Source organism: Glutamicibacter sp. B1 (genome assembly GCF_039602135.1).
Taxonomy (GTDB): domain Bacteria; phylum Actinomycetota; class Actinomycetes; order Actinomycetales; family Micrococcaceae; genus Glutamicibacter; species Glutamicibacter ectropisis.
Map to the genome: position 1 here is coordinate 3,045,733 of NZ_CP125942.1, position 26,717 is coordinate 3,072,449.

The 26,717-nt window shown below is 57.4% G+C and carries 21 protein-coding genes; 7 read left to right on the forward strand and 14 right to left on the reverse strand.

Going from position 1 to position 26,717, the window contains the following annotated elements:
- Window positions 1-32: 32 nt before the first annotated feature.
- The 5 genes from QMQ05_RS14315 (at window position 33) to QMQ05_RS14335 (ending at window position 6,894) form a co-directional block, all read left to right on the forward strand.
- Entirely contained in the window at window positions 33-737 is a 705-nt protein-coding gene (locus QMQ05_RS14315) for a FadR/GntR family transcriptional regulator (RefSeq protein WP_058256495.1), read from the forward strand.
- Complete coding sequence (locus QMQ05_RS14320) at window positions 734-1,729, forward strand: asparaginase (protein ID WP_345471073.1); 996 nt, start codon at window positions 734-736, stop codon at window positions 1,727-1,729. Before QMQ05_RS14315 ends, QMQ05_RS14320 begins: the two co-directional genes overlap by 4 nt.
- Before the next feature lie 57 nt (window positions 1,730-1,786).
- Window positions 1,787-3,202, forward strand: coding sequence for an aspartate ammonia-lyase (locus tag QMQ05_RS14325; protein WP_334121384.1), 1,416 nt, complete (start codon window positions 1,787-1,789; stop codon window positions 3,200-3,202).
- A gap of 14 nt (window positions 3,203-3,216) precedes the next feature.
- On the forward strand, window positions 3,217-4,692 hold the full coding sequence (locus tag QMQ05_RS14330) for an amino acid permease (protein ID WP_345471075.1): 1,476 nt from the start codon (window positions 3,217-3,219) through the stop codon (window positions 4,690-4,692).
- Window positions 4,693-4,836: 144 nt separating this feature from the next.
- A complete protein-coding gene (locus QMQ05_RS14335) occupies window positions 4,837-6,894 on the forward strand; it encodes a S9 family peptidase (protein ID WP_345471077.1) in 2,058 nt (685 codons plus the stop codon).
- A gap of 33 nt (window positions 6,895-6,927) precedes the next feature.
- Here the strand turns inward: QMQ05_RS14335 and QMQ05_RS14340 are convergent, their stop codons facing one another.
- From QMQ05_RS14340 to QMQ05_RS14375, 8 genes are all read right to left on the reverse strand, one after another.
- Entirely contained in the window at window positions 6,928-9,489 is a 2,562-nt protein-coding gene (locus QMQ05_RS14340) for a hypothetical protein (protein WP_345471079.1), read from the reverse strand.
- A 14-nt stretch (window positions 9,490-9,503) separates the two neighbouring features.
- Window positions 9,504-11,006: a hypothetical protein gene (locus tag QMQ05_RS14345; RefSeq protein ID WP_345471082.1), complete on the reverse strand. Its 1,503-nt coding sequence runs from the start codon at window positions 11,004-11,006 to the stop codon at window positions 9,504-9,506.
- A 48-nt stretch (window positions 11,007-11,054) separates the two neighbouring features.
- Window positions 11,055-11,960, reverse strand: a complete 906-nt coding sequence (locus tag QMQ05_RS14350; protein WP_345471084.1) for a sigma factor-like helix-turn-helix DNA-binding protein — start codon at window positions 11,958-11,960, stop codon at window positions 11,055-11,057.
- A 29-nt stretch (window positions 11,961-11,989) separates the two neighbouring features.
- Complete coding sequence (locus QMQ05_RS14355) at window positions 11,990-12,430, reverse strand: carboxymuconolactone decarboxylase family protein (RefSeq protein ID WP_345471086.1); 441 nt, start codon at window positions 12,428-12,430, stop codon at window positions 11,990-11,992.
- A 152-nt stretch (window positions 12,431-12,582) separates the two neighbouring features.
- Complete coding sequence (locus QMQ05_RS14360; RefSeq protein WP_345471088.1) at window positions 12,583-13,998, reverse strand: dihydrolipoamide acetyltransferase family protein; 1,416 nt, start codon at window positions 13,996-13,998, stop codon at window positions 12,583-12,585.
- 21 nt (window positions 13,999-14,019) lie between these two features.
- On the reverse strand, window positions 14,020-14,997 hold the full coding sequence (locus QMQ05_RS14365; protein ID WP_345471090.1) for an alpha-ketoacid dehydrogenase subunit beta: 978 nt from the start codon (window positions 14,995-14,997) through the stop codon (window positions 14,020-14,022).
- Window positions 14,998-16,140, reverse strand: a complete 1,143-nt coding sequence (pdhA, locus tag QMQ05_RS14370) for a pyruvate dehydrogenase (acetyl-transferring) E1 component subunit alpha (protein WP_345471092.1) — start codon at window positions 16,138-16,140, stop codon at window positions 14,998-15,000.
- Between the two features lie 121 nt (window positions 16,141-16,261).
- Entirely contained in the window at window positions 16,262-17,377 is a 1,116-nt protein-coding gene (locus tag QMQ05_RS14375) for a histidinol-phosphate transaminase (RefSeq protein WP_345471094.1), read from the reverse strand.
- A gap of 81 nt (window positions 17,378-17,458) precedes the next feature.
- Between QMQ05_RS14375 and QMQ05_RS14380 the strand changes: the two genes are divergently transcribed.
- Entirely contained in the window at window positions 17,459-17,845 is a 387-nt protein-coding gene (locus QMQ05_RS14380) for a phage holin family protein (RefSeq protein WP_334121373.1), read from the forward strand.
- 73 nt (window positions 17,846-17,918) lie between these two features.
- Here QMQ05_RS14380 and QMQ05_RS14385 read toward each other — a convergent pair whose 3' ends face one another.
- Together QMQ05_RS14385 and QMQ05_RS14390 are read right to left on the reverse strand one after the other, a co-directional pair.
- Window positions 17,919-19,127, reverse strand: coding sequence for a hypothetical protein (locus QMQ05_RS14385; protein WP_345471097.1), 1,209 nt, complete (start codon window positions 19,125-19,127; stop codon window positions 17,919-17,921).
- Window positions 19,128-19,276: 149 nt separating this feature from the next.
- Window positions 19,277-19,549 carry a hypothetical protein gene (locus QMQ05_RS14390; RefSeq protein ID WP_334121371.1) on the reverse strand — a complete coding sequence of 91 codons (273 nt, stop codon included), beginning with the start codon at window positions 19,547-19,549 and terminating at the stop codon, window positions 19,277-19,279.
- Between the two features lie 139 nt (window positions 19,550-19,688).
- Between QMQ05_RS14390 and purB the strand changes: the two genes are divergently transcribed.
- Complete coding sequence (gene purB / locus QMQ05_RS14395; RefSeq protein ID WP_345471098.1) at window positions 19,689-21,098, forward strand: adenylosuccinate lyase; 1,410 nt, start codon at window positions 19,689-19,691, stop codon at window positions 21,096-21,098.
- A 100-nt stretch (window positions 21,099-21,198) separates the two neighbouring features.
- Here purB and QMQ05_RS14400 read toward each other — a convergent pair whose 3' ends face one another.
- The 4 genes from QMQ05_RS14400 to QMQ05_RS14415 form a co-directional block, all read right to left on the reverse strand.
- Entirely contained in the window at window positions 21,199-21,918 is a 720-nt protein-coding gene (locus QMQ05_RS14400) for a hypothetical protein (protein WP_345474770.1), read from the reverse strand.
- Between the two features lie 100 nt (window positions 21,919-22,018).
- Window positions 22,019-22,855 (reverse strand): xanthine dehydrogenase accessory protein XdhC, encoded by an 837-nt coding sequence (gene xdhC, locus QMQ05_RS14405; protein ID WP_345471100.1) that lies wholly within the window; start codon window positions 22,853-22,855, stop codon window positions 22,019-22,021.
- Between the two features lie 2 nt (window positions 22,856-22,857).
- Window positions 22,858-25,185 carry a xanthine dehydrogenase molybdopterin binding subunit gene (gene xdhB, locus QMQ05_RS14410; protein ID WP_345471102.1) on the reverse strand — a complete coding sequence of 776 codons (2,328 nt, stop codon included), beginning with the start codon at window positions 25,183-25,185 and terminating at the stop codon, window positions 22,858-22,860.
- Complete coding sequence (locus QMQ05_RS14415; RefSeq protein ID WP_345471104.1) at window positions 25,185-26,696, reverse strand: xanthine dehydrogenase small subunit; 1,512 nt, start codon at window positions 26,694-26,696, stop codon at window positions 25,185-25,187. The genes xdhB and QMQ05_RS14415 overlap by 1 nt, the downstream gene beginning before the upstream one ends.
- Between the last annotated feature and the right edge of the window lie 21 nt (window positions 26,697-26,717).

Genomic DNA, 26,717 nt, shown 5'->3' on the forward strand with positions numbered 1-26,717 from the left:
GTTGGGTGCATCACACCCGCACACTTGTAGTCGTGAACCTGTCAGACAGCTGGACACCCGGACAGCAGCCGATCCAACGACGCTCAGCTGCCGAAGCCGTATTCCACGCACTCCGCCTTGCCATCGAAGCCCAGGAAATCCCGCTCGGGAGCAAACTCGGCTCAGAAGCCGCCCTCGCCGCCGACTACCAGGTCAGCCGTTCGGTCATCCGCGAAGCACTACGCTCCTGCGCCGCACTGGGACTAACCCGCACCGAAACTGGCCGGGGCACCTTCGTCATTTCACACCGGCCCACCCGTGAACTCAAACTGGGCTCTTTCTCCTCCGATGACCTGCTCGAGGCTCGCCCGCACATCGAAATTCCAGCCGCCACACTCGCGGCCACCCGGCGTACCACCGAGGACTTGGAGCGCATCAGCGGGCTGATCGAGCAAATGGCCGCCGAAGATGATGCGGCGGCCTGGGTCGAACTCGACGCTGCCTTCCACGCAGCCATCGCCCAAGCCAGCGGCAACTCGGTCTTCACCAAAGTGGTGGCCGACATCCGTGAGGCCATGGCCCGCCAGTCCGAAACCGTGAACCTCGTCGCCGGGCGTCGCAACCCGTCCAACGACGAACATCTGGAAATCTACCGGGCCATCGAGGCACAAGATCCACAAGCCGCCAATCAAGCCATGAGCGATCACCTTTCCGCAGTACAACAGGCAGTATCCACCATCGTCAGGAGCAATAAGTGAACCCCGCGCCAACCCAGCCACAAAGCAACCCGCTGGAATCCCCGGTACTCCCAAAGCATGAACCTTTGGTCGTAGCCACTCGGGGCGCTGCCGTGGAATCCATCCACTACGGCTCTGCGGTCTTGCTCGATGCTCAAGGTGTTGTACGTGCCTCGTTGGGCGATCCCCAAGCCGCCTACTACCCCCGCTCGGCTCTCAAGCCATTGTTCGCGGTAGGCATGCTGCGCGCCGGACTAGAACTGAACGATCAGCAGCTGGCGCTGGCCTCGGCCAGCCACTCAGGTGCACCGATCCACCAGCAGGTGGCCACCTCCACCCTGGCCGCCGCCAACCTGGATGAAACCGCACTACGCAACTCCACCGATCTACCCTATGGCGTGGCCGAACGGGCAGACTTCCTGGCAGCCGGTGGCACCGCGACCCAACTGGCACAGAACTGCTCGGGCAAGCATGCCGCCTTAGCTGCACTGAGTGAGCTCAAGGGCTGGGACACCGCCAACTACCTGCAAGACGAGCGTCTGCTGCAGCTGCTGGCCGACACCGTAGAAGAGTTGACCGGCGAAAAGATCAGCGGGGTGAGCACCGATGGTTGTGGCACCCCGGTCTACCTGATCAGCCTGCACGGCCTCGCCCGCGGCTTCGCCCGCCTGGCGACCGCTCAACCCGGCACCCCTGAGGCCCGCGTGGCAGCAGCCATGTCCACCTACCCTGAGCTGGTGGCCGGCGAGGGCCGCGACGTCACCGCGCTGATGCGGGCCATCCCGGGTGCGGTAGCCAAGGACGGATTTGAAGGCATCCAGGCCGTGGCCCTGCCCGATGGCACCGCACTGGCCGTCAAGATTGCCGACGGCGGCGATCGGGCACGCATGCCAATCACCGTCAAGCTTTTGACAGAGCACCTCGGCGATTCCGCGCCGGCAGCCCTTATCGAATTGGCCAGCAGCCCAGCGTTGGGCGGCGGTGCGCCAGTGGGCGTACTGACAGCCCTTTAGATTTCAGTTTTCATCAAACAACCACATCAAACAACTACCTTTGGAGATCAATCCACCATGTCTGAAACCTTGCTCAGCGGCGAAACGCGTAGCGAGCATGATCTGATTGGCGACCTCGATATCCCTGTGGAAGCTTATTGGGGCGTGCACACCCTGCGCGCTAAAAATAACTTCAACATCACCGAAAACACCCTGGCTGGCAACCCGCACCTGATCCGCGCACTGGCGCGCGTGAAGCAGGCAGCGGCCCGTGCCAACCATGATCTGGGCCTGCTCGATGCCGATCGCGCACGGGCCATTGACCAGGCCTGCGAGTCCATCGCCCAAGGCTCCCTGCACGACCAGTTCATCCTGGATCCGATTCAGGGCGGTGCTGGCACCAGCACCAATATGAACGCCAACGAGGTCATCGCCAACCTCGCACTGGAAATCATGGGCCACAACAAGGGTGAGTACCAGTACCTGCACCCCAACGACCATGTGAACCTGTCGCAGTCCACCAATGATGCGTACCCGACCGCGGTGAACATCGCCACCCATTTCGCTACCCAGCCACTGCTGGCCGCGATGCAGGTGTTGGAAGATTCTTGCAATGCCAAGGCCAAAGAGTTCCGCACCGTTGTGAAGATGGGCCGCACCCAGCTGCAGGATGCTGTGCCAATGACCGTCGGTCAGGAGTTCCGTGGTTGGGCCGTGACCCTAGGTGAGGATCGGGCACGCCTGGCAGAGTCGCTGAGCCTGGTCACCGAAATCAACCTCGGTGCCACCGCGATCGGCACCGGCCTGAACGCACCAGCCGGCTACGCCGCGGCCGCCTGCGCTCACCTACGCGAACTGACCGGCCTGCCGCTGACCACCAGCCCCGATCTGATCGAAGCCACCAGTGATGTAGGAGCCTTTGTGCACCTTTCCGGTGTGCTCAAGCGTGTGGCACTGAAGATTTCGAAGATCTGTAATGACTTGCGCCTGCTGTCTTCCGGTCCACGTGCGGGCCTGAATGACATTCAGCTACCTGCCGTGCAGTCCGGTTCTTCGATCATGCCTGGCAAGGTCAACCCGGTGATCCCGGAAGTTGTTAACCAGATCGCTTACCAGGTGGTAGGCCACGATTTGACCGTGACCATGGCCGCCGAGGGTGGACAGCTACAGCTGAACGCCTTTGAACCGGTGATCGTTCACTCTATCGGCCTTTCGCTCAAGCACCTGACCAATGGTTGTTTGACCCTGGCCGAAAAGTGCATCGACGGCATCACCGTTGATGAGCAAGCGCTACGCCGTGAGGTGGAGAACTCCATCGGCCTGGTGACCGCGCTGAACCCACGCCTCGGCTATGCGGCCTCCACGTCGGTGGCCCTCGAAGCCTTGCACACCGGGCGCGGAGTCGCCGAGCTAGTGCTCGAACGCGGGCTGCTCTCTGCCCAAGACCTCAATGAGTTGCTCTCCCCAGAGCGCCTCGCAAACCTCTCCGACTAGATCCAAGGAATCCTATGGATAATTCCACCCCGCATGCCACAGCGGCACATGTGCCTGACGCCGCGCTCACTGCCGGCGACAATGATTACCACAAGGGCCTGTCATCACGTCAGATGCAGATGATCGCCATCGGTGGCGCCATCGGTACCGGCCTGTTCATGGGTGCCGGTGGCCGCTTGGCCGAGGCCGGCCCCGGCATTGTCATCAGCTACGCAGTTTGCGGCTTTTTTGCCTTCTTGATTCTGCGTGCGCTCGGTGAATTGGTCATGCACCGCCCATCCACCGGTTCCTTTGTCTCCTACGCTCGCGAGTTTTACGGCGAGAAGGCAGCCTTTGCCACCGGTTGGCTGTACTGGCTGAACTGGGTGATGACCGCGATCGTAGATATCACCGCGGTGGCCCTCTACATGGGCTTCTTCGGCAAATACGTAGCGTGGATCGACGCGGTGCCACAGTGGATCTGGGCCTTGCTGGCCCTGGCCGTGGTGCTGACCATGAACCTGATTTCGGTGAAGGCCTTTGGCGAAATGGAGTTCTGGTTCGCGTTGATCAAGGTCGTGGCGCTGGTCGCCTTCTTGATTATCGGTTGTTACTTCGTCGTCTTCGGCACCCCGGTTGAGGGTCACGAGGTTGGCTTCTCGCTGATCACTGATCACGGTGGGTTGTTGCCCAATGGGTTGATGCCGGTGCTGGTTCTAATGCAGGGTGTGGTCTTCTCCTACGCGTCCATCGAGCTGATCGGCACCGCTGCCGGTGAAGCGAAGAACCCTGAAAAGGTGATGCCGAAGGCTATCAACACCGTCATCATCCGTATTGCCGTGTTCTATGTTGGTTCGCTGGTACTGCTCTCCTTGCTGTTGCCTTACAGCGCTTACAGCTCCGGTGAGTCACCGTTTGTGACCTTCTTTGGTTCCATCGGCGTGCAGGGCATGGATGTCATCATGAACCTGGTGGTGCTCACCGCAGCGCTGTCATCGTTGAACGCTGGTTTGTACTCCACCGGGCGCATCATGCGCTCGATGTCGTTGAACGGCTCGGCTCCACGCTTCGCCGGACGCATGAACAAGGCTGGCGTTCCTTACGGTGGCATCGTGATCACTGCCGTGGTGGCAGTGCTCGGCGTGATACTGAACGCGGTCGTTCCTGCGGCTGCCTTCGAGATCGTGTTGAACTTTGCAGCCATTGGCATCATCGCCTCGTGGGGCATGATCGTGCTGTGCCAGATGGCTTTGGTGAAGTCGGCCAAGCGTGGTGAGCAGGAGCGTCCAAGCTTCCGCATGCCGCTGGCACCGATTTCCGGTTGGGTCACCCTGGCCTTCTTAGTCATGGTGCTCATCATGATGGCCTTCGATAACCCGGTAGGCACCTGGACCATCGCGTCCCTGGTCATCATCATCCCGATGATCATCGGCGGCTGGTACCTGTGCCGTGGCCGGATCAATGAGCTGGCTCAGGCTCGCATGAACGCGAAGGCCTCGGCGGACCAATAAATAGGAATTGATCGCAGACAATCCCAGACCGGCCGGAATCGCAACTTCTTGTTGTGTTTCCGGCCGGTACTTTTTGACTTGTCGTCCAACGTAATTTTCGAATTCCAGTAGTTTCACACGCCCATCAGTGGCAAGATATGTGAAGTGGAACACTCTAAGCATTCATTTCATAAATTAGATTCGTACATCTCGATGCCACGGCTCGGTGGTCTAGCGCTATCCCCCGATGGAACGCGCCTGGTCACCACCTTGAGCACCCTCTCAGAAGATGAAACTAGCTACGACAGTGCGCTGTGGTCCATCGATCCCAAGGGCCAGACCCCAGCACGCAGGCTCACCTTCGGAGAACAGGGAGAATCCCAACCCCAGTTCACTGCCAGCGGCGACCTGCTGTTCGTCGCCAAACGCTCAAGCAAAGACGACGCGAAGCCCGAAGGTTGGTTACTTCCCGCTCAAGGAGGTGAAGCGCGCCCGATCATCTCCCATCCGGCAGGTGTGCAATCCCTCCGCGTCTGCGAGCAGTCCCCGCACACCATTGTCTTGCGCACCAGCGGACACAGTCGCGCCAAGGATCTTGAAGCCGAAGAAAAACTGCGCACCGCGCGTAAGGACAAGAAGGTCTCGGCAATTCTCCACACCGGATACCCCGTGCGTTTCTGGGACCACGACCTTGGCCCTTCCACCCCGCATTTCTACGTCGGTTCAATCCCCGAAACCCACGACGCTACCCGCACCGAACTTACGGACCTGACCGTAGGCATTGGCGCCAATCTGGAAGAATCCGCCTTTGATGTCGCACCCAACGGCGACTTTCTGATCACCGAATGGCAGGTTCTTGAAGGCCGCGCTTCCATGGCCCCGGGCCTAATGCGCATCGACCTACACACCGGTGCCCAAGATCTGCTGTTAGCCCCGGATGACACCTACGAATACACGCTGGGCAAGATCAGCCCAGACTCCAAAGAACTTGTTTATGCTCGCTGGCACCGTTCAACCGCGGAAACAGCGCCGGTCTTTGAACTATGGTTGATGCATCTAGCCGATGGCTCCACCCACCAGATCGCTGCCGGATGGGACCGGTGGGTCAACGATATTCAATGGGTTCCCAACGGCCGTTCACTGTTGCTCACCGCGGATGACAACGGACATTCTCCGATCTTCCACCTAAGCCTCTACAACGACAAGATCACCCGCCTTACTGGCGAAGGCAGCTTCACCGATGTCACCATCAGTAGTGATTCACGCACCGCCTACGCACTGCGCTCAAGCTACCTGTACCCAGCTGAACCGGTGGCGGTCAACCTGACTCATGTGCACGAACTCGAAGCTGGAGACTACAGCGAGCTGACCGAACTGCTCTCCCCGACAGAGCGCCCAGAGCTGCCCGGAACCCTCACCGAAGTGAGCACCACTGCAGAAGATGGTTCCACAGTCCGGGCTTGGCTAGCCTTACCAGAATCGGCATCGGACCAGAACAAGGCACCATTGTTGCTGTGGATCCACGGCGGACCGCTAGGATCCTGGAACGCTTGGAGCTGGCGTTGGAGCCCATGGCTATTAGTTGCCCAAGGCTATGCGGTCCTCTTACCTGACCCCGCCCTCTCAACCGGCTACGGTCAGGACTTCATCCAGCGTGGCTGGGGACGCTGGGGCCAAGAACCGTTTACTGATCTCATGTCCATCACCGATGCGACCGAAGCCCGTGATGACATCGATGAAACCCGCACTGCAGCGATGGGTGGATCCTTCGGTGGGTACATGGCCAACTGGGTGGCGGGACATACCGACCGCTTCAAGGCTATTGTCACCCACGCCAGTTTGTGGGCTTTAGAAGGCTTTGGCAAAACCACGGATGCAGCCTTCTACTGGACTCGCGAAATGAGCCCCGAAATGCGTGAGGCAAATTCGCCACATCATTCGATAGGCAATATCGTCACTCCGATGCTGGTCATCCACGGGGATAAAGACTACCGTGTGCCTATCGGAGAAGGACTGCGCCTGTGGTACGAACTGCTCGCCGATTCCGGTTTGCCGCAGAAGGAAGACGGCAGCACCGAACACCAGTTCTTGTACTTCCCGGATGAGAACCACTGGATTCTCAGCCCGCAGCACGCGAAGATCTGGTACCAAGTGGTCACCGAGTTCCTCTCCCAGAAGGTCCTCGGCAACGCTCCAGAAGAGTTGCCGGAGCTTCTGGGCTAAGTAAAGACAACCAGCTAAGTTGCCGGGACGAGGTTATTGTTCTCCCGGCAACTTCACTGGCTTCGGGGCATCCCCGCCAGCCCCACGACTGGCAAGCACCAAGTCCTTGGCGCGCTTAGCTACATCCGCATCACGTTCATCGAGCAATGCCACCAGCCGTTGCAAATGCGCAGTGCGCGCACCAAAATCGGAACTCAATCGCTGGGACAGACTCATCGTGGACAGTTCCTCAGCTTCACGCCACGCCATCATCAGCGCACGTTCAAACAGGCGCTGCCCAGCTTCATCTGCACGCCCGGACTCGGAAGCTCCCAACACGGCCACCGCATTGATCTGCGAATCCTCCAGCCCCAGTGCCAACTGTTCCAATTGTCGCCGGGCCTGGCCCAGCGCCCGAGAACCACGCGAGAATCGGTTCAAACGCAAACTTGCGCCCAGCAGGTACTTGATGAGTTGGACGAGATTCAGCACGGTGAAGAAGAACATGAACGTAAGGATCCAGAACAGCAATGCCGCGTTGTAATCCGGCTCTTCGTACCCGGCGCGCTTGAGTACCGTCGCGAAATCTTCGGCAGCCTTAGCCACTTCCATCGAAGGGTAGGAAGATTCAAAAATGCTGCCATACTCCCAACCAGTGGTTGATCCCCACGAGGCTTTCCCACTGATGACAGCGCCCGAAATAAGTCCCGGCATAATGCCCTGACCTTCATCGGTAATCAGCAACGGAATAATCGTCAGATCTTCAGGAAGTTCCGCGCTGTCCGGATCTAAGCGGTCCTTATATTCGTTCTTGATGCGCCAAATCGTTTGCTGCACACTTTGTGGAGTCGATTCTCGGAATTCTGAGCCTTCTCGGTTCTGCAGTTCTAGGTAGGATTCCGCATCGCGAACGGCAACCAGCAGGTGCTGTTCAACGTCAAAATCTTCTTCCATATAGCGGCGAATTTCGGACTCATCAACCAAGCCAGACTTGTCATCTATCTCCAAGATCATGCCCTGGCCGGACCCATCATAGGTAGCTCGAGGTTTCTTCGTCACCGAGGAGACAATGATCCCGGAGGCAATTAGGCTGGCACACAGTAACACCGCTAACAGACCAATAATTTTGATCCGACCTAGCTTGCCCGGTTCGTCGTTTCCCGCAGCGCGAGTGCCAAAAATCTTGGCCCAAAACTGCGTGTCCACCGGTGCTTTCTTTACCGCTGGCGGTTGCTTCTGGTCAGTTTCGAGCGTGTCACCAAGTATCGAACGAGCCATGGAGTTGGCCACGTGCAATTGATACAACGCACCCTTTTGCGACAATGGTGGCAGCCCTAGGGAAGAACGCAATTGGTTATGTTCCGCTGTCACCTCAGGGATGGGCGGGCGCTTGCCGTGCGGGTAACGACGCAATTCACGAATCACCCGCGCGGTGATATCCGCCAATTGTTTTTCGGCGCTGCTCCACGTCTGAACGGCATTGGCCTGTTTCGATTCGCCTTGGGCGGCATCCAATAGGCTTCCCAATGCGCGACGAAGCTCAGCTAGATCTGCCCCCGATACCATCCGGCCCGGTGCGTCTTCGAGGCGAATGAGCAGTTCAGTAGCTGCGTCATTGATCGGGCTACTGAGCTTGTCGAAGGTGGACCCGGTGCCAACAAGTTTCGCATGCACTGATCCGGCACCCATGAGGCTGTCAGCTAGTGAAGTCAGCTTACGGGCAGTGGCTTCAAAAGCTGTCAGTTGCTTCCCGGTGTTCTTGCTCAAGCACCGCTGGCGATCAAATAAGTCACTGACCAAGGGATCTTCCACGCGAGCGGCTGCGAGCGAAAGCCGTTGCAGTTCAGTCCAAGCCTTGGTGAATCCCTCGGGACGCTTGGATTTTTCGGTGGCGGTATACGTTGCTTCCAACGCCTCCAAGTCCAGGACTACGCGGGCTAACTTACGCTGAGCCACGACCAAACGACGATGCCGAGACTCCCACCGGGAACGGAAACGCAGGGCCGAAGCAAGGAAAGCAGCGGTCAGCATAGCGCTCAGGGCCACCACGGAGAACCAGAACATCACCGAACTGGTCACCGTTTTATCCAGCACCACAGATGCTGTTTGCGCAGCGGCGACCACTGCCTTGGCACCGTGTCCTACAGACACATTTTTGATGAAGGCATGCTCTATGCCGAAACGTAGATCAGTATGCTCTTCTTTGCTACTGGTGAGGTTTTCGGCCAACCCGACCCCACTAAAACGCTCTTGAACGTCTTGGATATTCGGATCAAGGTTGTCCAACTTGGAGGAGATGATGATCTGCCCATCGGGTACCTGGCCGCGTAGCAGCTCGTCCCCAGTGAGCCAACGATCTTCGAGGATCACGGTGAGCGGTTGCGAAGAACGTACCGGATGCTCTGCCAGTTCAGCATCAACGCGTTCTTGAGTGATATTGAAGTTTTGCTTCCCCTGGATAAGAACTTTCACTTCATAGGGTTTTGGAACGCTGGCCGCATGCACAGCGAACACCGCGCGGATGCCAAGAAGGGTAGTGACCACGGCCAGGACAAGGGCAACAAAAGCCGTCCAATGAATGGGGCGGCGCAAGCGTCGGCCCGTCGAGTCGTGCATTATCCGCAGCGCCATTAGTTCTTCCCGCTTTCCGGGGCGAAGGTTCGGAGCACCGAAAGTGGGTCATTGGGTTTAGCACCAGCGGCTGGCAAGAACGCAGCCAATTGGGCTTGTAGCTTCGCATCTAGTTTCACCCGCGCCTTGCCAGTCTGTGTCAGTGCGCCATCAATGAGTGAATCTAACTCTTCACGTAGCACCCACAGCTCTTCCAATAGCTCACTGGCTTGCCCTGAATCAGGATTTGATTTGGTGCGTTGACGCAACTGGTCCAGCGCATCGGTGTGGGTCACCAGTACGGTACGAATACGCGGGGAAACTTCTAATTGCGAAGCTCCGTCCAAGTCAAGGAACTGCACCAACAATTCCAATCCACCGCGGTGCTGCTCCATGATCTGGTTCCACGACTTCACGGAATTGTTCTGAGTACCGCTCAACGCACGACTCAGCTCAACCGCCCGACGCAACAGAGCAAGATGTTCAGCTTCTTGCTCAAGGCGTTGCGCCTGTGCCTGCGAAATATGCGGCTCATCTGCGCTCAAGATGAGAGTGTCCTCGGCTCCATCGTGCTCAGCAAGGACCCGCTCCTTTTCCAACTGAATCTCTTGTAGCGCCCTGGAACTCTGGTACTTTTCTGCTACCCCGAATCTATTCGTGGGGATGCGACGAAGTGCGTTGAGATCCTGGCGAATCGTCGATTCCCAGCCTTCGGCCTGATTGGTGCGCTTTTGTGCCGCGACCTGTTGCGACAGTCGACGCTTTTGCCGGAGTGCGAAAAATACGATCACCGCAACAATCAACACCAGCACACCCACAACGATGCTGATGACGATCTTCTTGTCCATTGGCGTGCGCAGATTATCGGTGGCGGAGACCGCCACGGCGCTGATTCCTGAGGTGTAGTTTCCGGCAACAAAGTCCGTTGCGCCAGCCTCTAGGATCCGATCTTTGCTCCCAGTTTCGGTTTCTTTTACGTTGCGTCCGGGATCCACATAGACTTCAGTCTCTCCCCCTACGGTTTCGGGGAGCATCACGCCGATGGCAATCCATCCTTCACCGACGTATCCCTTGGTTTTTCCGTTCTCCAGCCAGTCATCGCTCATGGCGTCGCTGTCACCAAACAGCAGCATGCCACGCACCAGCTGGCTAGCGCCCTTGAGATTATTGGGCTTCTTGTCGACGCCGAGAAGTATTTTTGCGTTTTGCCCGTCCACTGCTTCACGGACCGCGTCCATGATCTTTTGTGAATCTATGTCATCAATAGCGGCGTCGGAGACAGCTAAATAGAATTTTCCTTCTTGGGAAGTCACCGAAGGAATCAAGATGCTGTCTTGATCTTCTGATTCGCCACTGGGCGAAGCTGAAGGATATACCGGTTCTTGAGATTCAGCAGAAGGCGCCAAGAGCGCGCCCTGTGCTGGATCACCCGCCAAACCAAGGCTCATGGTTCCAGCGAGTGCCACGGCGCCAGCCATCAAAACTACGCGGCGAAGTGATGGACCAAGGCTGCTGAAAATCATGGAACCTACTGTATCAACACAGTGTTGATTAACTATCGCGCCTCGGCATCAGCAACTCTCGATCGGTAGTAGCGTCCATTCACTGCCAATTTTGCCTAATTTATCAGGGTTCGAGACCTGCAATATCCGTTGGATTGCCCCGCCAGACATGTCAATGACGAGCACGTCGTCTCGGCCGTCCCTAGCAAAAAGCAAAGCCGGTTCGCCGTTAACCTGGCCGATAAATACCTGCCGGTCCGGGTTCTTACGCTCCACGCCAATCATGAATCGAGCAATACGTTGTGCGCCATAAACCGGATTAAGTGCGGCACGAACCTTACCTCCACCGTCGGAGTACAGCACCGAATCTTGGGCCAGCAAGCTGACGACTGCGTCCAGGTCAGCACGATGTATGGCCTGAACAATCTGCGTCAGAATCGACGAAACACTCGATACATCATGCTGTGGATTCTGGGCCTGGCGTAGCTTTTTAGCCGCACGACTCAGTAGTTGCCGTACCGCAGCAGGTGAGGTTTCAAGTACTGGCGCGATTTCGGTGGCTGAATAACCTAACGCATGATGCAGTACATACGCGGCACGTGCCGGGGCCGAAAGCTCTTCGAGTAGTAGTAGGACTCCGAGTCGCAGCATCGCATCATTAACCGCCGAATCTTCGGGCAGTGTCCGTTGATCCACCGGTTCAGGCAACCAGGAACCAACATATTCGGTGCGTTGATGCTGTGCTGAGCGCAGTACATCAATAGAGCGACGCGTCGTTAGCGTGGTCAGATACCCAGGCCAATTCTGCACGTTGGCAACCTGATGGGGCTCAAGTTTGACGACTTGCTCGCCTACTGCGGCAACCACGTCTTCGGCTTGAGCCCACACGCCAAGCATGTTGTAGGCCAGCATCGTCAGCCGGGGCTTGGCCTCAAGCCACTGCTCCAACGCACTGCCCGTTTCTGGTTCGTCCACGCGCCCGATCGTATCAGCAGCGTGTGGCATTACCCGCGTACTGGTGGTTCAAGCTGAGTGGTGATGGCAATGCGGTTCCAGACGTTGATGGTGGCAATGGCCAAGATCAGGTTTCCGACTTCTTCTTCGCTGAATTCTTCGGCCGCGTCGTTGAATACCTCATCGCTAACCCCGCGCGCGGCATCCAGTCGCGTCACTTCATCGGTCAGCCGCAGGGCAGCACGTTCCGCATCGCTGAACAGTGGAGAATCGTTGTAGGCAGCCACTGCGAAGAGCTTGGCGGCTGGGATGCCCATTTTCATCGCGTCATGCGAATGCATGTCGGTACAGAAAGAGCATCCATTGAGGATCGAAGCACGTAGTTTGACCAGCTCGTAGAGTTCTTTAGGCACCGAAGAACTGGCGTAGGCTTCCAGTCCTAAGACTGCTGCGTAGCCCTTCTTGTGGGTCTTGCTCAAGTTCATGCGCATAACATCGCTCCCCTGTTGTTGAAGTTCAAGGCACGTTTGTGCCCTCACTTAGTACGTCGTTTCAGGGGCTTAAACTGTGACACCCCGAGGGAAACTTTTTGAAAAGTTTTCCCTCGGGGTGTCAGCGTTCACTGCTAGTCGAGCAACAATTGCTAGTCAAGCAACATGGCTGGTTCTTGCAAGATCGATGCCACATCGGCCATGAAGCGGGCGGAAAGGTCCCCATCCACCACACGGTGGTCGAAGGAACCGCCCAGGGTGGTGATCCAGCGTGGAACCACTTCGCCATCAACGACCCACGGTTTCTGGCGAATCGTGCCGAAAGCGACGATGGCGACCTCGCCCGGGTTGATGATTGGGGTACCGGTGTCGATCCCCAGTGCACCGATATTTGTAATGCTCAACGAGCCATCACGCATATCTTCGGGACGAGTCTTGCCTGCACGAGCGGTGGTAGCCAAATCATTCAGTGCAATGGCCAGTTCCTTCATGTTTAGGTTCTGGGCGTCCTTGATGTTTGGAACCAACAGGCCACGAGGCGTGGCCGCGGCGATGCCCAGATTCATGAAGCGCTTCTGATGGATTTCCGCACCGTTCTCGGTTTCTACCCAGCTCGCGTTCACCGATGGGTTGCGGGCGGCAGCCCAAATGACGGCACGAGCCAACACCAGCAGTGGAGAGACCTTGATGCCTTCGAAGTCGCGGGACTTTTTCAGACGCTGTACGTACTCCATGGTGCGGCTAGCATCCACATCAACAAAGATGGACACGTGCGGTGCGGTGAATGCCGAGTCAACCATCGCCTTAGCGGTCGCCTTGCGGACACCACGCACCGGGGTGCGCTCCACTCGGGCATCGGACAGCTGTCCGTGAGCCCAGTACGTTGGTGCTGCAGCATGTTCGGCTTCGCGCTGAGCCTGGTAGCTGTTCACGTCGTCGCGAGTGATCTCGCCTTGAGTTCCGGTACCGACAACATCATTAATGTCGATGCCCAGTTCCTTGGCTAGACGGCGTACTGGTGGCTTGGCTAGTACCCGGTCCACAAAGTTCGCCACCGCAGGCTTACGACGGTCAACTTCTTCGCGAACCACGGTCCCCAAAGACTGGGCACGGCGGGTAATGCTGTCGGCCAAGGCAGCACCGGAAGTTCGTACCGCTGCGGTACGGGCGCCGGCCGCTGACGGAGCCGGGCGGCTGGTGCGCGCCCGACGCACCGACGAATCCGCGGTGGGGCCGGAACCAACCAGTGGGCCAGGCTCTTCCGAGGCCTGTGGCGCTGCGGTATTCAATGCTTCTACCGGTTCAGGCACACCGGTGGGAGGCTCGGCGTTACCTTCTTGGTCGATGCTAATCAGCGGGTGATCCACCAGGACGGTGTCACCTTCGGCAGCATGAAGTTCGGTGACGACGCCGGCGAATGGGCAAGGCAGCTCAACCAGCGACTTTGCGGTTTCAATCTCGACGAAGATCTGGTTGACCTCGACGGTATCACCCACCTGGACTTTCCACGAGGCAATATCCGCTTCGGTCAGGCCTTCGCCCACATCGGGGAGGTTAAAAACAGTCATTTCTACTCCTTGGGTTCCGCTTTAGTAAGCGAATGACCGGTCGAGGGCTTCGAGCAACTTGTCGATATCAGGCAGGTACTGGGACTCCACCTTGGATACCGGGTATGGCATGTGGAATCCACCCACACGAAGTACCGGAGCTTCCAAGGAAAGGAAAGCTCGCTCGGTGATTCGGGCCGCGATTTCTCCGCCGATGCCACCAAAGGTTGGGGCCTCATGGGTAACGATCAGTCGGCCGGTCTTCAGCACCGACTCGGTGATGGTGTCGAAGTCGATCGGGGAGATTGAACGCAAGTCGATCACTTCGATGCTTCGTCCATCTTCCAACGCGGCATCTGCCGCAGCCAGGGCGATGGGAACCAGCGGACCGTAGGCCACGATGGTCGCATCGGTACCCGGTCGAACTACCTGTGCCTTGAACGCGTCCAAGGCTGGGTTCTCGGTATCAACTTCGCCCTTGAGCCAGTAGCGGCGCTTGGGTTCAAAGAAGATCACTGGGTCCTGGCAGGTAGCTGCCTGTTGGATCATCCAGTAGGCGTCGTGTGCATTGGACGGAGTGATGATGCGCAGGCCTGCGGTGTGGGCGAAGAGTGCTTCGGGCGATTCCGAGTGGTGCTCAATGGAACCGATGCCGCCACCATATGGAATACGGATGACTACCGGTGCGGTCAAGCGTCCTTCCGAGCGGGCATGCATTTTGGCCAGCTGGGTGGTGATCTGGCTGAAGGCTGGGAAAACGAAGCCATCAAACTGGATCTCTACCAGTGGGCTGAATCCGCGCAGCGCCATGCCCACTGCGGTACCAACGATGCCGGCTTCGCCCAAGGGTGAATCGATGACTCGGTGGGAGCCGTACTTGTCGATCAGTCCATCGGTGATGCGGTAGACGCCACCGAGACGTCCGATGTCTTCACCCATGAGCAGCGACTTGTCGTTGGATTCCAGGATCTTGTCCAGGCCGGTGTTGAGGGCCTTGGCCAGGGTCATTGTGGTGGTCATTTACTGCTCTCCCTCGGCCGCATCCGCGAATCCTGCTTCATATTCCAAATGCCATGCCAGCTCTTCCTTGATCAGCGGGTGCGCTTCTGCGTACACCTGTTCAAAGGACTTGGCTAGAGGTGGTACCGGGAATGCCATGGCGTCCTCACGGACTTTGGCTGCCATCGCGTCGGCATCTTCTGCGAGCTGTTCAAAGAATGCGTCGTCAACAAGGTTGTTATCGCGCAGGTAGGTTTCGAGACGGATCAACGGGTCCTTCAGCGCCCATTGCTTCTCTTCTTCGCTCATGCGGTACTTGGTGGGATCATCCGCGGTAGTGTGCGCACCCAAGCGGTATGTCACCGCTTCGATCAGGACCGGCCCCTTGCCACTGCGCGCGTGTTCCAGCGCCCAACGTGTCACAGCCAGAACGGCTAAAACATCATTGCCATCAACGCGAATGCCCGGCATGCCGTAGCCGGCTGCACGCTTTACTAGTGGCACCTTGGACTGGACCTCGAATGGTACCGAGATGGCCCACTGGTTGTTCTGGCAGAAGTACACTACGGGCGCTTCAAAGGAGCTGGCGAAGACCATCGACTCGTGGGTTTCGCCTTCGGTGGATGAACCGTCGCCGAAATAGGCCACGACCGCATTGCCCTCGGCAGCGCGACGTTCTTGGTCCCAGCCGTGCTGTTCCATGTTCAGCGCCATGGCATAGCCGGCAGCATGTGGCATCTGGGCGGCCAACACCATGGTGTACATGTGGAAGTTATTCTCCCGTGGATCCCAACCTCCACCGGAGATACCGCGGAAGAGACGAAGCATCTCAGAGAAAGAGACATCGCGAGTCAGCGCCACACCATGCTCACGATAGGTCGGGAAGATGTAGTCATTCGGGCGGGTTGCTCGCCCCGATCCGATCTGTGCTGCCTCTTGGCCACGCAAGGGAACCCAGAGACACAGCTGACCCTGACGTTGCAGTGCTGTGGCTTCTTGGTCGAATCGGCGGGTCAATGCCATGTCACGGTAGAAACCGCGGAGCATTTGATCATCAACGTCACCCAGATACGCATCATACGTTTCGTGGGAGTGACGCTGGCCGTCCGGAGTCAAGATCTGAATTAGATCAGACTCCGTCGCCTGAGTCGCAGCACGCGTCATATATCTTCCTTTGATCATAAATATGCCCCACACGGAATACATTCCGCACGGGACATATACGGCTTGTCTAATTTCTAAGCCTATAGCCATTCACTGCTAAAACGCGAGATAACAGCCCCAATCAGCTCTGCGCCAAATGCAGTGATTCCTTGCACAGTTCAATGAATCGATCATTCGCTTCCACTTCACCGATGGATACTCGCACACCTTCATTGGCAAACCCGCGCACCGAAAGCGCCACCGCATTTGCCTGTTCAACGAACTCGGAAGTCTTCTCCCCGAGCGGCAACCAAACGAAGTTCGCCTGCGTCTGCGGGATCTTCCACCCCTGCTCCGTCAGCGCAGCGACCACGCGCTCACGTTCTTGGACCAATGAATCAACACGTTCAAGCACACGATCAATCTGCGAGAGCGAAGCTACCGCGGCGTCCTCGGCAATACTAGAAACAGCAAATGGCGTTGCCATCACGCGAAGATGATTGGTAATCGCAGGATGCGCGACCGAATAGCCCACGCGCAGGTTCGCCAATCCGTGGGCCTTGGAAAAGGTCCGGAGCAGCACGACATTCTCATGTTCGTTATAGGTATGAACACCGTCCACCGACTTTTCGTCACGCACGAATTCGATGTAGGCCTCATCGAGAACCACCAGGACGTTCTTAGGCACCCGAGCCAAGAAGTCATCAACTTCAGCCTGAGTCAAGATGGGCCCGGTGGGGTTGTTCGGGGTGCACAGCAAGATCACAGAAGTGTTTTCATTCACCGCCGCGATCATCGCTTCAAGGTCATGACGCCCATCCTCCAACACTGGAATCTCCACCGGGAGCGCCCCGGCAGACTGAACCAGAATGGGATACGCCTCGAAGGAACGCCACGCGTAGATCACTTCGTCTTGGATCCCGTCTTCATTCTGCCCAGCGAACGTGGTCAGGATCTGCGTCAAGGCACCCAGTGAACCAGCCCCCGTGACAATGTCTTCGGCAGGTACGTCCAAATAATCAGAAAGTGCTTCACGCAATTTCGACGAGAGCGGATCTGGGTAGCGGTTCAAGCTGCTTTGCTCAACTACCGCCTGATGCACAGTATCCAGAGGCCCGAAAGGGATCTCATTCGATGACAGCTTGTAGGCAGTAATACCTTCTACAGGTGCTGGCGGCTTGCCTGCAGCGTATTTTGGCAAACGTGCAACGACGGGGCGTGGCTGCACCTGGTCTTGGGTCACCGGATTCTCAGTCATGTCTAAAGCGTATCCCTGATTTGCGGGCTGGCTACATCCGTTCCACATTCCTATCTCAGCTTTTTATGACAGAGTTAGAGCATGAGCTTCCTCATTAGAGTCATCATTAATGCATTGGCCCTCGCAGCGGCTGTTTGGATCGTTCCCGGTCTACAGATTCATGCTGTCGGCGACGGCGCAGCAAGTACGGCTGTTGCGTACATCGTTGTGGCAGTCATCTTCGGTTTGGTCAACGCCTTGGTACGTCCTATCGTCAAGTTCTTTTCTTTGCCAATCACCTGTCTGACTCTGGGATTGTTCACAATCGTGATCAACGCCCTGATGCTCCTACTCACTTCATGGCTGACCAGCTTCACCCCGATTGAGCTTTCTATTCAGAGCTTCTGGTGGGACGCCATTGCCGGCACCATCATCATCTCGATTGTCTCGGCCGTTTTGGGCCTGTTCGTCAAGAGCGACAGGGACTAACAACGCAGAGAGTCTTCATGCCTCAATAAAAGAGCAGTTCAACTGAACTGCTCTTTTATTGTTTCGACGATCCTCAGTGCGGCGGAGCCATCTTCTTGAGCTTTCGCTCAGTTTCTTCGCGCTGTTCCTCATTCATTCTGCGCGGAACTCGTTCGATCTTGAACTTCCGAGTTTTTAGTGGAGTCTTCGGCAGACGAAACCGTCGCAGGTGTTCACGAATCTCAGGCTTAGGGTTCTCGTCTAACTCGCGCAGATGATCCCCATAGTTCTTGAGCTGGTGCGGTGGCCCGAACAGGGTGTCCTCCTTGAGCAGCGGCTTCACCTGTTCCCGCGGCCCATCAAAGATCGTCGTGAAATGATTTCTTCCGCGATTTCTATTGGGGGTTCCATCTGTTCCCGGAACCATGTCCTTGTCATCTTCAACCGACAGGCTTCGAACATGGTCGGGGATCTCGATCCCGCCGATGGGTGAACCTAGTGTGATCATCTTGTTCATCTTGTATTTGCGGTTCAAGAATTTGTTCTTCATTAGCTGCGCGACGTGGATTCCGCCCTGCGAGTATCCAGACAAGATGATCTCGTCGCCCTCCTGTGCGCCGCTAGCTTCGATGGCATCAGCAATGACATCCACATAGTTCTCAGAATCAAGACCCAACCCATCAGAGATTCCCCACTCATCAAAAGGATTCTTCATTCCATCTCGGTCTTGAGTGCCAGGAATGATGACCGCGAAGGTGTTCTCATCGACCTCCACAACCATGAATTTTCCGTTTTCCTCAGGTCCTTGATCTTCGAGCATGCGATGTAATTCGAAGTAGCTTTCCATTCCTCCATCCACGTTCACTTCTTGCATGGGATCCTGCTCTGTAATCACTATCTCGGTATCTCGGCGCGAACTAAAATGCCGCATGAAGGCTGTGATCTCCTTGGTCTGAAGCTCAACTTGGTCCCCAAAATTCTTTCCCCATCCCAGCGTCAGATCGGGACGAAGAATCGTTAACATGCGCAGGATGGTTTCCATATTCTCTGTGGGTGGACGCATCTTGTTGTTCTTGATCCTTTGGAAAACCTCTCCAATTTTTTGCACCAAGGAAGACGCAAGGACTTGGTGTTCTACCCTATTTTCGGCTGCCTCGTAATTTCGTCCGGCCTGCCCCATGGCCAAGGTGAGCTCTTGACTCTCGATTGCCAAAGAACCAGCCTGCATCATGGCTACCCGCAGTTCTCTATCCACAGCATCCAAGCTGGGACTACGCACCACCATTCCCACGCTCGCACTCATAGCGAATAATTCGCTTTGGCATTTGGATACTGTTCGCTGCGCACCAAGCACCCGCTCACGAACTTCAGCGATCTCGCGCGAGACTTGTTGACAGGTTTCATGCGCTTTGGCGTAATCGTACTGGTTGTAATTGACGTCATATCCCATGGTCAGGAGGCCAATTTCTGCTTCAAGATCTGTAGCTCGAGTTCTTGGATTTCACGGGTCGCTGCGCTGAGATAAGCTTCTGCTTCCACCAACTGACGATCTAGTCCTTCTAACCACTCGCTGAGTTCCAATACTTTCTCGTAGAACGCTCGACCGGCCGAGGATTTCCAAGTCAACAAGCCAATGGAATCAAGTTGTGTGATGGCAAAGCGTGTAGTTTTTTGCGCATCGTCCAGCTGAAAAGCCGCCGAGTCCAACGTCGCTGAGAACATCATTTTCCTGCTCCTCATCATTCGAATTCTGTTCCTCATCATGGGCGCGCGGATAAAAAGTCAGCACTGGATTGTTGCCCGATGTGGAAAGCGTCGTGAAGTAAAAGATGTGATGACGAGCAAGGGATGGAAGAATATGAGTATGGCTGAGATTGCGCGTACTTCCCTTGCTAATGAACCCCTGGCACTGACTGCCCTTGACGGACGCTACCGTAGCGCCGTGGCACCGCTAGTTGATTACCTTTCCGAAGCGGCGTTGAACCGCGATCGTGTTCACGTCGAAGTTGAGTGGCTAATCCACTTGACCGACAACTCCGTTCTTCCAGGCACCTCACCGCTCACCGATGAGCAGAAGGCTGCCCTGCGCAAGATCGTCACCGACTTCAATGCAGACTCCGTGAAGGAACTGGCAGAGATCGAAGCAGTGACCGTTCACGATGTGAAGGCTGTCGAGTACTACATCGCTAACCGTCTTGAAGCTATCGGCATTGGCAACCTCAAGCCACTGGTTCACTTCGGTTGCACCTCGGAAGATATCAATAACCTCTCCTACGCACTGGGCGTACAGGGTGGCGTGAACAACGTGTGGCTTCCAGCAGCCCGCGACCTTGTTGCACAGCTGACCAAGATGGCCGAAGACGCCCGCGAAGTTCCAATGCTTTCGCGTACCCACGGCCAGCCAGCGACTCCAACCACCCTGGGCAAGGAACTGGCAGTTCTGGCATGGCGCCTGACCCGCCAGCTGGATCGCATTGAAAAGACCGAATACTTGGGCAAGATCAACGGCGCCACCGGCACCTACGCTGCTCACTACGCATCGGTTCCAGCAGCTGATTGGCAGCAGGTTTCCCGTAGCTTCGTCGAGCACCTGGGCCTGACCTGGAACCCACTGACCACCCAGATCGAATCCCACGACTGGCAGGCAGAGGTCTACGCAGACATCGCCCGCTTCAACCGCATTCTGCACAACCTGTGCACCGACGTGTGGAGCTACATCTCCATCGGCTACTTCGCACAGATCCCAGTGGCAGGCGCCACCGGTTCTTCGACCATGCCACACAAGGTCAACCCAATCCGCTTCGAAAATGCAGAAGCCAACTTGGAGATCTCCAACGGCCTGCTCGACACCCTCGGCGCCACTCTGGTCACCAGCCGCTGGCAGCGCGACCTGACCGACTCTTCCTCGCAGCGCAACATCGGCACCGCCATCGGCCACTCGGTTCTGGCGATCTCGAACGTTGCCAAGGGCCTGGATCGTCTGGACGTTGCCGAAGCCGTACTGGCTGACGACTTGGACCACAACTGGGAAGTTCTCGCCGAAGCCATCCAGATGGTCATGCGCGCCGAGGCTATCGCCGGTGTTGAAGGCATGGACAACCCTTACGAGCGTCTGAAGGACCTGACCCGCGGTCACCGCGTGGATGCAGCCCGCCTGAAGGAATTTGTTGGCGAGCTGGGCTTGTCGGCAGAGGCCGAGCAGCGCCTGCAGTCGTTGACTCCGGGCACTTACAACGGCATTGCTTCGCAGTTGGTTGACCACCTGAAGAAGTAAGAAACCCCTCTTTAACGTGTTGTGCCTCGGACATTTTTGTCCGAGGCACACCACGTTAAACTAGCGTTCTCCAGCACGTACCAACTGGCTCAAGAGACGTTTAGAACTCGAAGTCACCAAAATCTGAGCCGACCCCGCCAAGGAAATCTCCAAAAAGTCCCTCGCTTGCCGAGGAGATCTGCTCCCCTGCACCAGAAACCGTATCGCCCAGCCCTTCGGCCATGGAACCGAGTTCTTCACCGATACCGGCGAAGCCTTCCAGCAAGGGGCCAGCAATCGCGGAGCCGATAAAAGCTCCGGCGACGCCAGCGAGCAGACCTACGCCGAGTCCTCCCGCGCCGGCAGCCAAACCACCAGCCATGCGTGAGCGTGACGAACCGGAACTCAGAATCCGCTCCATGAAACCAGGCCGAGATACCTCGGCCCGTGTCGCGGATCGGGCCAAATCTTGGGGCTGATCGCTCACCGGGCGTTCGGCAACCGGTAATTGTTCGGAAAGTTCATCGCGCAACAGCGCCCGTTGTTGCGGGGTCAAACGCGAGAAGGCTTCGGCATGGGCTCGTTCCATATCCTGTGGTGGAGCGGTACGTAGCATGTACCGGTACTTCTCGATCGCAACTTGATCTTCGCGGGAGACCCCAGCAGTGGCTGAACTTGAGTTCGAGTAATTCTGGTTCCCATAACCAGAATGCTGTTGCTGAGAATATGCGGTCGTTGTACCTCGTGATTTCTGCGACGAATTGGAGCTGCCGTCATTAAGTTGCTCACGCATGTATTCGCTGGCCATCTGTTTGCCCTTGCGGATCAATTTGTTGAACATTGACACGACTGTCACTCCTCATCTAGGGGAAACGGCAGGCTGTATTCCCGCGTCTATCCTGTTAAACTCTTGGTCCTTGAACTTAGTTCCCCCAGTGCAGTTAGGCGTGCAACTGTATCTCGTTACTGTGTGTTTTGAGCGGTATAGGATCCGCGAGCAACTGCATCAACTGCGCGGCGGCGCTCACCGCGATCACAGCGGGCTGTTTGCCGGTCACCTCCGGGATCCCAATGGGACACTGAATCCGAGAAATCTGCCGCTCGTCATGTCCACTAGCACCCAAATTCTTGCGAAAACGAACCCACTTAGCTTTGGATCCAATCAGTCCAATGGAACCGAGCGAAGCATGGCGTAGCGCCGCATCGCACAGGTGAAAATCCTCGGCATGATCATGGGTCATGATCAACACGTGACTACCTTCTGGCAAGATATCCAGCACCTGCTCACCCATCACCGCTACCTGAGCCTTCACCGTAGCAACACTGGGCTGCAGCGATGCCGCCGCCGCGACGGCTTCCGGGCGCGAGTCCGTGAGATACAGGTCAATGGGGTGGCGGGCGAGAATGCGGGCCAATTCCATGCCTACATGGCCCAGCCCAAAAATGGCCACCGTTTCTGGCACGGGCAAGGGTTCAAACAAGAGCTTCACTTCCCCACCACAGCACTGCCGGCCATAGGTGGCCGACACCTTGTCATTCAGCCGTTGTTCCATCACTTGTGGTCCGGTGGCCCGCTGGCTAATCATTTCTCGGGCACGGTTGATAGCCACCATTTCTAGGTTGCCGCCACCTACCGTGCCAAAGGTATCGTCCTCGGTGATCACCATTTTGGCCCCAGCTTCACGTGGAGCATGACCTCGCACCGCGGTGATCGTCAGCAGCACCCCGGCGCGACGCTTCCGGCGCAGGCTGGCAACCGTATCAATCCACGATTCCATGATTACTCACGCACCGCGTCGATAGCCCAAAACACCGCTTCCGGAGTGGCCGGCGAAGCCAAGGTTACCGAGCGCCCCTGAGCACCAAAAGCTGCGATGGCTTGGCGCAAGGCTTCACGGACCGAGAAGGCCAACATCAATGGTGGCTCTCCCACGGCCTTGGATCCGTAGACCGCTCCCTCTTCATGGGCCTTGTCCAACAGAGCAACATTAAAGACTTCAGGCATCTCGGAGAAGCTGGGGATCTTATAGGTGCTGGCCGCTTGGGTGGCGACCCGTCCGCGCCCCGGCCCGTTGGAAGTATCCCATCGTAGGTCTTCCAAGGTCAGCCAGCCGGTCCCCTGCACAAAACCACCTTCGATCTGCCCCAGGTCAATCATCGGCGAGAGGGAATCGCCCACGTCGTGCACGATGTCGACCCGGCGCACAACATAGGAGCCATCAAAACTGCTCACTTCCACTTCGCTCGCGGCGACACCGTAGGCAAAGTACTTAAACGGGCTTCCGGTCATGCGTGCCAAATCCCAATGCAGCCCCTCGGTTCGGTAGTATCCGGCAGCCGAAAGTTGAATGCGCTGCATATACGCTTCGCGCACCACATCATCGAACTCAAGCTCTTCGCTCTTGCCCAGCGCACTGACTTTTCCGTGAGCAAAACGAATATCCGCGGCGGGCACCCCGAACTTTCCGGCAGCGACCTGGGCCAGTCGCGCCTGAATCTGCTCACATGCATCTTTCACGGCGCCACCGTTGAGATCGCTGCCCGAACTTGCGGCGGTCGCCGAAGTATTGGGTACCTTATCGGTCCGGGTTGGGGCCAGACGCACACGAGATAGTGGAACCCCGAGGCTAGTGGCGGCTACCTGCAACATTTTGGTGTGCAGTCCCTGTCCCATTTCGGTGCCACCGTGGTTAACCAGCACCGACCCATCCTTGTACACCAGCACCAAGGCTCCGCCTTGGTTGAACGCGGTGAGGTTAAAGGAGATCCCGAACTTCACCGGAGTCAGTGCCAAGGCTCGCTTGCTGTATTCATTAGCCGCGTTAAACTTGGCAATCTCGGCTTCCCGGTCAGCCACCTCGGCAGAATCTAGGACCTGCTGCCAGGCCGCTTCGAGCCGGTCGGGGTGACGCACCGGCTGGAAATACGGGGTGTCTTGGCCTTCGATATAGAAGTTGCGTCGGCGCAGTTCCCTGGCCTCAATTCCCAATTGTGGTGCGACGCGACCAAGAATATCCTCCATCACTAACATGCCCTGTGGCCCACCAAATCCACGGAACGCGGTCTGCGAAGTCTTATGGCATTTGGCCACCCGACCCGAAACCCGAATATTGGGGATCCAGTAGGCGTTATCAATATGGCACATGGCTCGGGTGAGTACCGGTTCAGAAAGGTCTAGGCTCCAGCCGCCATCCGCGGTCAGTGACGCATCCAGGGCCAGAATCCGGCCCTGATCATCAAAACCGATCTTCCAGGTGGCATAAAAGCCATGACGCTTACCGGTCATGGTCATATCCAAGGTGCGGTCAAGTCGAACCCTCACCGGGCGTCCGGTCAATTTGGCGGCCAGAGCAGCCACGGCGGCATAACCATGCGGTTGCATTTCTTTACCGCCAAACCCGCCACCCATGCGGATGACCTGCACGCTGACCTCGTGAGCTGGCACCCCGAGCACGTGCGAGACGATGTCTTGTGTTTCGGTGGGGTGCTGGGTTGAACAATGAATCAGCACCTGCCCACTTTCGTCGATCAGCGCCAGTGAATTCTGTGTTTCTAGATAAAAGTGCTCTTGCCCGGCAAACTCGAAGTCCCCTTCAAATACGTGAGTGGCCTGCTCAAACCCGGCGTCCCAGTCGCCTTTTTGGATGACCGGTTGGATGCCATGAAAGCTGTCGGCATCAATGGCATCGTGAATCGTGATCAAGGATTCCAATGGTTCATAATCCACCGAAACTGCTTTGGCTCCGGCCTTGGCAGCTTCTAGGTTTTCACCAATCACCCAGGCCACCGGCTGACCATAAAACATCACTTCATCGACCGGCAACAGTGGTTCATCATGTTTGGCACCCTGATCATTCACCCCGGGAATATCGGCCGCGGTGATCACCTGTACGACGCCGGGAACATTCATGGCCCCGGCCACCTCAAGGTTCAGGATTTTTGCGTGGGCGTGGGTGGATTGCACCGGATAGGCGTGCAGGACCCCGGAGAGTCGTTGGGCCAAATCATCGGTATACAGGGCGGTTCCGGTGACATGAGCGGCCGCCGATTCGTGGCGGTGACGCTGGCCAACAATGGCTTGTGCTGGTCGTTGGGAGAGCTGACTCATCAGTTCGTCTCCTTTTCTGAATTCTGCACCGCTAGTTGTTGGGCATAAAAGCGTTCCAGGGATGAGCCGAGCATGGCCGTGCGATATTTCGCGCTGGCACGGTGATCATCCATGGGTGTTCCTTCACCGGCCATCACTGTGGCCGCGGCACGAATGGTATCGAGCGTGAACGGTTTGCCTTCCAGCATGGCCTCGGTGGCCAGCGCCCTCAGTGGTGTCGCCGCCACCCCACCTAAACCGATGCGCGCGGTGGTGATCTTCCCGTCCACGACGTTCAGCGCGTAGCCCACGGCTACCGAGGAAATATCGTCAAAGCGTCGCTTGGAGATTTTCTGGAAGCTGGTATGTGTGGCCAGTGGTAGCGGAATTTTAATGGCGGTGATCAGCTCGCCGGCGGCACGCACGGTTTGCCGGTATCCGGTGAAGTACTCGCTCAGTTCCACCAACCGCTGGCCGTGGATGCTGGTGAGCACCAATTGTGCTTCTAGGGCCAATAGGGACGGCGGGGTATCACCGATGGGCGAACCGGTGCCGAGATTTCCTCCTATGGTGGCCGAATTGCGGATCAGCCGGGAGGCAAACTGCCCAAAGAGCTGGCCTAGTAGTGGTACTCGACCGGCCAGTTGGCGTTCGATTTCACTCAGGGTCAGGCTCGCGCCGAGCTCAAGGAAGCCATCCTCCCAACGCAGCTGGCGCAACTCTTCGAGCCGGTCGATGGCCAGCACACTGCGAGCGCGGGCGCCCTTGATATTGACGTCCACACCCCAGTCGGTGCTACCGGCAACCACGGTGGTCTCTGGTTCATCGGCCAAGATCTGTAGCACTTCGTTCAGGCTGGCTGGACGGCGGAAGCGCCCAAGCTCGCCGGTGGGGGTATCCGCCGCAGACAGATCGGTGGCCACCGGCGACGGAGCGCTACTTGCCCGGCGAATGGCTACCGGATCATCGGCGGCAGGCTCCCCCAGTGCGTTGGCGGCATCGCGAATCGGGCGATAACCGGTGCACCGACAGAGGTTTCCGGACAGGGCATGGAGGTCAAACCCGTTGGGTCCGCATTCGTGTTCGCCTCCATAGTGGCCAGAATTCTCGCCGCTCCCGCGTTCGGGCCGGTAGTACTCGGCGGCCATGGAACAGATGAACCCCGGGGTGCAATACCCGCACTGGGAGCCACCGCGATCGGCCATCTCTTGCTGAACCGGGTGCAGGTGATCCACCGTGCCCAGCCCCTCGGCGGTGATGACTTCTTGCCCGTCCAGTGCCGCGGCGGGAATCAAGCAGGCGTTCACCGAGGTCCATCGGCTGCCTTCGGTATCACTGCGCGCCACCAAGATCGCGCAGGCACCGCACTCACCTTCGGCGCAACCTTCCTTGCTGCCGACCAGGGATTGGTTGCGCAGAAAGTCCAGTGCGTTGCAATGTGGTGGACCATTAAAGTCCAGTTCGTTGCCGTTCACGGTGATATGGCAACCGATAGGTTGGGAATTAGTGGTGGGAGAATTGTTGGCACTCATGCCGTGGACACCTCCTGCACC

Coding starts and splice junctions, on each gene's coding strand:
- QMQ05_RS14325 (WP_334121384.1), top strand. CDS start 1,787: ATGTCTGAAACCTTGCTCAGCGGCGAAACGCGTAGCGAGCATGATCTG.
- QMQ05_RS14330 (WP_345471075.1), top strand. CDS start 3,217: ATGGATAATTCCACCCCGCATGCCACAGCGGCACATGTGCCTGACGCC.
- QMQ05_RS14340 (WP_345471079.1), bottom strand. CDS start 9,489: ATGCACGACTCGACGGGCCGACGCTTGCGCCGCCCCATTCATTGGACG.
- QMQ05_RS14345 (WP_345471082.1), bottom strand. CDS start 11,006: ATGATTTTCAGCAGCCTTGGTCCATCACTTCGCCGCGTAGTTTTGATG.
- QMQ05_RS14355 (WP_345471086.1), bottom strand. CDS start 12,430: ATGCGCATGAACTTGAGCAAGACCCACAAGAAGGGCTACGCAGCAGTC.
- QMQ05_RS14360 (WP_345471088.1), bottom strand. CDS start 13,998: ATGACTGTTTTTAACCTCCCCGATGTGGGCGAAGGCCTGACCGAAGCG.
- QMQ05_RS14365 (WP_345471090.1), bottom strand. CDS start 14,997: ATGACCACCACAATGACCCTGGCCAAGGCCCTCAACACCGGCCTGGAC.
- pdhA (WP_345471092.1), bottom strand. CDS start 16,140: ATGACGCGTGCTGCGACTCAGGCGACGGAGTCTGATCTAATTCAGATC.
- QMQ05_RS14375 (WP_345471094.1), bottom strand. CDS start 17,377: ATGACTGAGAATCCGGTGACCCAAGACCAGGTGCAGCCACGCCCCGTC.
- QMQ05_RS14380 (WP_334121373.1), top strand. CDS start 17,459: ATGAGCTTCCTCATTAGAGTCATCATTAATGCATTGGCCCTCGCAGCG.
- QMQ05_RS14385 (WP_345471097.1), bottom strand. CDS start 19,127: ATGAGTGCGAGCGTGGGAATGGTGGTGCGTAGTCCCAGCTTGGATGCT.
- QMQ05_RS14390 (WP_334121371.1), bottom strand. CDS start 19,549: ATGATGTTCTCAGCGACGTTGGACTCGGCGGCTTTTCAGCTGGACGAT.
- purB (WP_345471098.1), top strand. CDS start 19,689: ATGGCTGAGATTGCGCGTACTTCCCTTGCTAATGAACCCCTGGCACTG.
- QMQ05_RS14400 (WP_345474770.1), bottom strand. CDS start 21,918: ATGTTCAACAAATTGATCCGCAAGGGCAAACAGATGGCCAGCGAATAC.
- xdhC (WP_345471100.1), bottom strand. CDS start 22,855: ATGGAATCGTGGATTGATACGGTTGCCAGCCTGCGCCGGAAGCGTCGC.
- xdhB (WP_345471102.1), bottom strand. CDS start 25,185: ATGAGTCAGCTCTCCCAACGACCAGCACAAGCCATTGTTGGCCAGCGT.
- QMQ05_RS14415 (WP_345471104.1), bottom strand. CDS start 26,696: ATGAGTGCCAACAATTCTCCCACCACTAATTCCCAACCTATCGGTTGC.